Genomic DNA, 7,024 nt, shown 5'->3' on the forward strand with positions numbered 1-7,024 from the left:
ACTGGATATCCCAGAGCGGCGATCGGATACCCCGTCGCGGCACCGCCCCACCCACACACCCAGGGGCGCGGGGAACTGCGCGACCAGCCCCCACCCACCCGCAGACAAACACGTCACACCGGATGCACAGCCACCACCACCCCCCGCTCAGCCGCAGGCGACACCGCCGCGGTCACCCGCACCGCCACCGCCCGCCCCACCCGCCCCGCCCGATACGCCGAAGCCATCAGCACAGGCTGAAGCTGTTCCAGCCCGGACACCAAAAACTCCTCGCCGGCGATCAGCACCGGCCGCCCCGCCTTCAGCCCGGCCGCCGCCGCCTCCGTCAAGTCCGCCAGAGGCGGAAGCGCCGCGCGGACCACACCCGCCCCGGCCGCCGCCGCCCGCCCCGCCAGCGCCACCTGAAGCGGCAGCAGCGGAGCCAACGCCGCGGTCAACGCGTCGGCGATACGCCGGAGTTCGGGAGTCGAGTCCCGCAGCACCTCCGCCGCGGCCCGGATCAGCGGCGCGAGGGCGAGGAGCGTACCCGCCGCCAGCCCGGCCGCCGCGGGCAACAGCGGCGATGTCGCGTCCACCAGTTCACCCAGCGCGTCCGCCGCCTCCTCCACCGCGGGCTCCATCGCGTCGAGCACGGGCAGCAGGCTGTCCCCGAGCGCGGTGAGCAGCGCCTGCGCGGGCTCGCTGACCGGATGCACGGCGAACGGCGCCCCGCTCGTACCCAGCCGCGTCAGCGTGTCCACGATCCGGTAGAACGCCTCCTGCGCCTCCGGTGAGGCGCTCGCCTCGGCCAGTTCGGCCGTCGTCTCCCGCAGGACTCGCAGCACCTCGGCGCCCGAACCGTCGCGCGGGTCGAAGGTGTTGATGGCGATGCGGGTGATGTTCCCGCCGGTGTCCAGGAGTTGGCCGGTGATGTCGGTCATGTTGCGCGCGATACGCGCGACGTCGTCTCTGCTGGGGAGCGACGGAATCGTTGCCATGGACTCTCCTCGCCTCACGTGCGCGCTCTGCCGGCGTCCACCCTCAGCATGCCCCCTCCGCCCGCCGCGGGCCCCTCCGTCCGTGGCATCCGTGACGCCAACGCCCTCTTGTTGCAGGCGAGTCGAACAGGTAGACCTCCCGTACCGATGTCAGACACGTCCATGCCGGACACGTCCATGCCAGACAGGTCCGTGTCAGGAACTTCCAGCGGAGGTACGCGTGCGTCTACCGAGACCCGTTCTGCTCGCCACGGCCACCGCCACCGCGGCGGCTTCACTCCTGCTCACCCCGAGCGGCGCCGTCGCCGACCCGGCCCCGCAGCCTCCGGTGCGCGAAGGGGCCGGCCTCTCCGACCGCGCCGCCGCCAGGACCCCGGAGAGCACGACCGACCGGGCCCTGACCGCCCCGGTCACCGAACTCACCGAATCCGCCGGAGGCACCCGCACGCGCGGCTATCCCCGGGAGCAGGTCCTCACCCCGGACCCGGTGAATCCGGCGGACAAGTCCATCAAGCTCGGCCTCACCCCGTACCACTCCATCGCCCCGAAGCTGAACGCCCTCCAGCGGCTCGGCGACCGCGTGAGCGTGGAGGTCGCGGGCCGCTCGGCCGGCGGCCACCGCCTCTACCTGGTGACCGTCACCGCGCCCGAGTCCTCCGGGCAGGCCCGCGCCCAGGAGCGGATGCGCGAGCTGATCGAGAGAGCTCCCGCGGCCGCCGCGAAGGACCCGGCGATCAAGCGCACGTACAAGACGCCGGTCTTCTTCAACAACAACATCCACGGCAACGAGTGGGAGGGCACGGACGCGAGCCTCGAACTCATCGAGCAGCTCGCGACGGCCGAGGACAGCAGGACCGCCGGCCTCCTCGCCCGCAACCGCGTGTACTTCAACATCACCGCGAACCCGGACGGCCGTATCGCCGGCACCCGCGCCAACGCCAACGGCTTCGACATGAACCGCGACTTCGTCACCGCCTCGCAGCCCGAGGTCCGCGTGATGCGCCAGATCGAGATCGACAAGCAGCCCGCGGTGATGGTCGACACGCACGGTTACGTCAACGGCACCCTCATCGAGCCGACGACGCCGCCGCACGGCGAGAACTACGAGTACGACCTCTTCCTCAAGAACACCTACGCCAACGCCCTCGGCATGGAGACCGCCGTCAACGGCCTCGGCTACACGCCCGAGAAGGACGGCGTCGAGCCCGCCCAGATCCCCTTCCGGGACCAGGAGGAGGGCTGGGACGACTGGCCGCCGATCTTCACGCCGCAGTACGCGGCCTTCCACGGCACGGTCGCCGCGCACACGGTCGAGATCCCGCTGGCGGTCAACAACGAGGAGTACGACGAGCTCTCCGTCGACGAACTCCGCCGCCGTTCGGCCATCAACGTGGACGTGGCGGGGGCGGCCATCCGCGCGACCCTCGACTACGCACAAGCAAATCGGACCTCACTGATCGCCGACCAGATCGAGGTCTTCCGCCGGGGTGCGACGGGTGCCGCCCAGGTCGAGGTCTCGCCGGAGACGGTGCCGGGCGTGCCGGGTATCGGCCCGGAGGACGTCTACACGACGGACTTCCCCCGCGCGTACGTCATTCCGGCGGGCGGCGGCAGGGCGCAGCGCTCGGCCACCGCCGCGGCCCGTCTCGTCGACCACCTGCTCGCCAACGACGTCCAGGTCCGGCGCGCCACAAAGGACTTCAGGCTCGGCGGGAAGGCGTACGCGAAGGGTTCGTACGTCGTCGACCTGCACCAGCCCAAGCGCGGTATGGCGAACGTGATGCTGGCGGACGGCCGGGACATCAGCGACAAGGTGTCGGTCATGTACGACATCTCCGGCTGGAGTCTGGGGCGGCTGTGGGGCGCGACGGTGGACTCCGTACGGACCGACAGGCTCTCCGTCCCGGCCCGCGCGGTGAACGAGGCCGCGAGCGTCGGTTACGTGGCTCCTCGTGGCACTCTGCGTCTGCGCCTCGACGACGCGCGTGAGATAGCCGCCCTCAACTCCCTCCTGGCGGACGGGGTTTCGGTTCGCCGGACCGCCGACGGCAGTGCGCTCGTGCCCGCCTCGGCCCGTGCGAAGGCGGTGGCCCTCGCCAGGCGGTACGACGTCGCCTTCGACGCGACGAAGGCGACCGGCGGCACTCCGATGCAGCGGGTACGGGTCGCCGCGGCCGTCACGCCGGGCGAATTGTTCGCACTGCGTGAGATGAACTTCGACGTCGTCCCCGTCTCGACGGCCATCCTGAACGCGGGCTTCGACTGGTCGAAGGCGGACGTCCTGTTCGCCTCGGCCGGACTGAGTCACGCGGGCCTCAACGCGGCCGCACGCGCCGCCCTGGGCGGCTTCCTGGACCGCGAGGGTCTCGTCGGCCGCGGAGCCACCGGAGCGGCCCTCAACGCCGCCACGGGCCTGCTCTCCGTGCGGCCCGTGCAAGGCAACGGAGACGCCAACGGCGTGGTCCGCGTGGTCAATTCGACCACCGGCGTGACGGCCGGCGCGCCGGACCACGGCTTCGTCTACGCGCCGATGTGGTTCACGGGTCTCGGTTCCGGGGTCCGCGTCGAGCAGTCGTACGGGACCGGGAACCCGCTCGTGTCCGGCCACTGGCGCCCCGTGGAGGACGGCAGCGGTGGTCCCGCGCAGGCCGCGGGCCAGGCGTCCGTCGTCAGCGGCCCGCACGCCGTCCTGTTCGGCACGGAGCCCCTCTTCCGCGACCATCCGAAGGGAGAATTCGCTCAGGTGGCACGCGCCTTGCTGACAGTCTCCTGAGGGAATCCCCCCGGGGAAGAGTGAGACAGCGGGCACAGAGAATCGAGGAGAGTACGGATGGCACAGGAGATCCACGGCACCGTCGCCGAAGGCTTCGAGGCGGTACGCGAGGAGTTCGCGGCCGTCGTCGCCGCTGAACGCCCTGACTACGAGGGCCAGTTGAGCGCGTACGTCCAGGGGCGGCGGGTCGTCGATCTCTGGGCCGGCGCGGGGACGGACGGCGAGACGCTGTTCGGTGTCTTCTCGTCCACGAAGGGGGCGGCCCATCTGGTGGTCGCCCTGCTCGTGCAGGACGGGACACTGAAGCTCGACCGCGAAGTGGCCCACTACTGGCCGGAGTTCGCGGCCGAGGGCAAGGGGACGGTGACCCTGCGGGACCTGCTCGCGCACCGCTCGGGCGTCATCGGATCCGACGCGGGCTTCACGTTCGACGAGCTGGCCGACGACCGCCTGGTGGCCGAACGGCTCGCGGCCCAGCGGCCGTTCTGGCGCCCGGGCACCGCCTTCGGCTATCACGCGCTCGTCATCGGCGCGCTGACGGGCGAGGTCGTACGACGGGCCACCGGCCGGACGCTCCAGGAGGTGTACGAGGAGCGGATCCGCGCCCCGTACGGGCTCGGCTTCCACCTGGGCCTGCCCGAGTCGGAGGAACCCCGCTACCGCTCCGTACAGCCGATGGTGCCCACACCGCCGGAGCAGGCCCTGCTGGACGCCACGCCCAGGGGGCCGCACACGCTGGCGTCGATCGCGTTCAACGAGCACGTACCGGGGGCGGGGACGCTGGTGGAGCACCCCAACTCCCGTACCGTGCGCGCCAAGGGCCCGGCGTCGGCGGGCGGGGTCGCGTCCGCGCGCGGCCTCGCCGGGATGTACGCGGCGGCGATCAGCCGGGTCGACGGCCGGGCTCCCCTCCTGAAGCCGGACACGATCGGGGAGGTCGGGCAGATCCACTCCGTCGGCTACGACCTGGTGGCCCGCGCCCACAAGTCGTACGGTCTCGGCTTCCAGGCCACGGCGGACATGTGGCATCCGTTCCTGGGCGCCGGGGCGTTCGGCCACAGCGGCGCGGGCGGCTCCCAGGCCTTCGCGGACCCGCGCAGCGGCCTGGCCTACGGCTACACACGCCGCCGCATCGCCTTCCCGGGCGGCGCGGCACCGGAGAACGACCGCTTGGTGCGGGCGGTACACGGCGCGGCGCTCGGCTAATCGCTCCGCGGGAAGTGCGGTAATGATCCTGCGGGCCGTCCGTGGCTGGTCGCGCCCCGCGGCGGAGCCGCATATGTCACAGCCCCGCGCCCCTGCGGGGGCGCTGCACCGCACCGGACCTCGTCGATGCCGCTTAGCCGTCCACTCCGCCGAAGAGGCCGTACCCCGTCACCACGGGGTACGGCCTCTTCGGGGTGTGGGGACGGGTCAGAGCTTGACGATCATCTTGCCGGTGTTGTCGCCGCGCAGGACGCCGAAGAACGCCTCCAGGTTGTTCTCGATGCCCTCGACGACGGTCTCGCGGTACTTGAGCTCGCCGGCGGCGACCCACGCGCCGACCTCCTGGACGAACTCCGGCTGGAGGTCGTAGTGGTCGCCGACGAGGAAGCCCTCGATGCGGCCGCGGGTCTGGATGAGGCGGGCGAGGTTCTTCGGGCCGGGGACGGGCTCGGTGCTGTTGTAGACGGAGATCATGCCGCAGACGGCGATCCGGCCGTCCCGGTTGAGGGAGCCGATCGCGGCCTCCAGGTGGTCGCCGCCCACGTTGTCGAAGTAGACGTCGACACCGTCCGGGGCGGCCTCGCGCAGCTGCCGGCCCACCGGTCCGTCCTTGTAGTTGAAGGCGGCGTCGAAGCCGTACTCCTCCACCAGCAGCTTGACCTTCTCGTCGGACCCGGCGGAGCCGATGACCCTCGACGCGCCCTTGAGCTTGGCGATCTGACCGACCTGGCTGCCCACGGCACCGGCGGCACCGGACACGAAGACGGAGTCGCCCTCCTTGAAGGAGGCGACGCGCAGCAGACCGGCGTACGCCGTCAGGCCGGTCATGCCCAGCACGCCCAGGTACGTACTCAGCGGCACCGCGTCCGCGTCCACCTTCAGGGCCGGCACGGACGCCGGACCGACCTTGACGGCCTGCTTGGCGTCGACGACGGCGTACTCGCGCCAGCCGAAGAAGTGCAGGACGTGGTCGCCGACGGCGATGCCCTCCGCCGCCGAGGCGACGACCTCGCCGACCGCGCCGCCCTGCATGACCTTGCCGAGCTCGAAGGGGGCGACGTACGACTTGGCGGCGCTCATGCGGCCGCGCATGTACGGGTCCACCGACAGGTACTTGTTGCGCACCAGGACCTGACCCGGGCCCGGCTGCCCGACCTCGGCCTCGACGAAGGCGAAGTCCTCGGGCTTGGGCCAGCCGACCGGGCGTTCGACGAGGTGCCATTCGCGGCTGGTGACGGGGAGCTCGGGGCCGGGGGTGACGGTCATGAGGGTGTGCCTTTCCGATGCTGCGGCTCTAATGCTTCAGTACCTGAAACAACCATGCTCCTGAATATTTCATGATGTCAAGTAACGAGGTAGCCTGGAGTGCATGGCCATGCAGAAGACACCCCGAATCGACCCTTTGACGTTGGAGGTCGTCGACCTCATCGGGACCGTCGTGGCCCGCTACCACGAGGAGTACGAGGACGCGGCGGGGCAGCATGCGCTGACGGGGGCGCAGGCTCGGCTGCTCAGCCTGCTGTCCCTTGAGCCGCTGCCGATGCGGCGGCTGGCGCAGAAGCTGAAGTGCGAGCCGTCGAATGTCACCGGGATCGTGGATCGGCTTGAGACGCGGGGGCTGGTCGAGCGGCGGCCCGATCCGACCGACCGCCGGGTCAAGCTGGCCGCGGCGACGGAGGAAGGGCGGCGGGTGGCTCGGAGTCTGCGGGAGTCGCTCCACTTCGCGCGCGAGCCCCTGGCGGGGTTGTCGCGCGAGGAGCGGGTGTCTTTGCGGGGGCTGCTTGTCCGGATGCTCGACATGTAGCTCCGGCGACTGTTTCGGCCGCGGGTTCGGTGGGGGCTTGTCGCGCCGTTCCCCGCGCCCCTAAAAGATCTGGGGTGCCTCGGGTTGGTTTGTAGGGTGCGGGCCGGCTGTGGCTGGTCGCGCAGTTCCCCGCGCCCCTAAAAGGCCAAGAGCCGCAGCCCCCACCTACCCGCACTCGGCCTTCCGGCGTGAGGGGTCGTGTCGGGGTGTCCGATCGCCGCGGCAACGTGCCATGACTGGATATCCCAGAGCGGCGATCGGATA

The 7,024-nt window shown here is 71.1% G+C and carries 5 protein-coding genes; 3 read left to right on the plus strand and 2 right to left on the minus strand.

The features are described 5' to 3' along the window. Positions 1-113: 113 nt before the first annotated feature. Positions 114-977, minus strand: a complete 864-nt coding sequence (locus AB0I18_RS51145; RefSeq protein ID WP_363112739.1) for a hypothetical protein — start codon at positions 975-977, stop codon at positions 114-116. Positions 978-1,197: 220 nt separating this feature from the next. Here AB0I18_RS51145 and AB0I18_RS51150 point away from each other — a divergent pair, with 220 nt between their 5' ends. Next, positions 1,198-3,750 (plus strand): M14 family zinc carboxypeptidase, encoded by a 2,553-nt coding sequence (locus tag AB0I18_RS51150; RefSeq protein ID WP_363112740.1) that lies wholly within the window; start codon positions 1,198-1,200, stop codon positions 3,748-3,750. Between the two features lie 57 nt (positions 3,751-3,807). Beyond that, a complete protein-coding gene (locus tag AB0I18_RS51155; RefSeq protein ID WP_363112741.1) occupies positions 3,808-4,956 on the plus strand; it encodes a serine hydrolase domain-containing protein in 1,149 nt (382 codons plus the stop codon). A 207-nt stretch (positions 4,957-5,163) separates the two neighbouring features. Here AB0I18_RS51155 and AB0I18_RS51160 read toward each other — a convergent pair whose 3' ends face one another. After that, positions 5,164-6,222 carry an NADP-dependent oxidoreductase gene (locus AB0I18_RS51160; protein ID WP_363112742.1) on the minus strand — a complete coding sequence of 353 codons (1,059 nt, stop codon included), beginning with the start codon at positions 6,220-6,222 and terminating at the stop codon, positions 5,164-5,166. Between the two features lie 103 nt (positions 6,223-6,325). On the opposite strand from AB0I18_RS51160, the gene AB0I18_RS51165 reads away from it, so the two are divergent. Then, positions 6,326-6,760, plus strand: coding sequence for a MarR family transcriptional regulator (locus AB0I18_RS51165; RefSeq protein ID WP_363112743.1), 435 nt, complete (start codon positions 6,326-6,328; stop codon positions 6,758-6,760). Positions 6,761-7,024 lie beyond the last annotated feature (264 nt).

Source organism: Streptomyces sp. NPDC050704, assembly GCF_040654355.1.
Classification (GTDB): Bacteria; Actinomycetota; Actinomycetes; order Streptomycetales; family Streptomycetaceae; genus Streptomyces.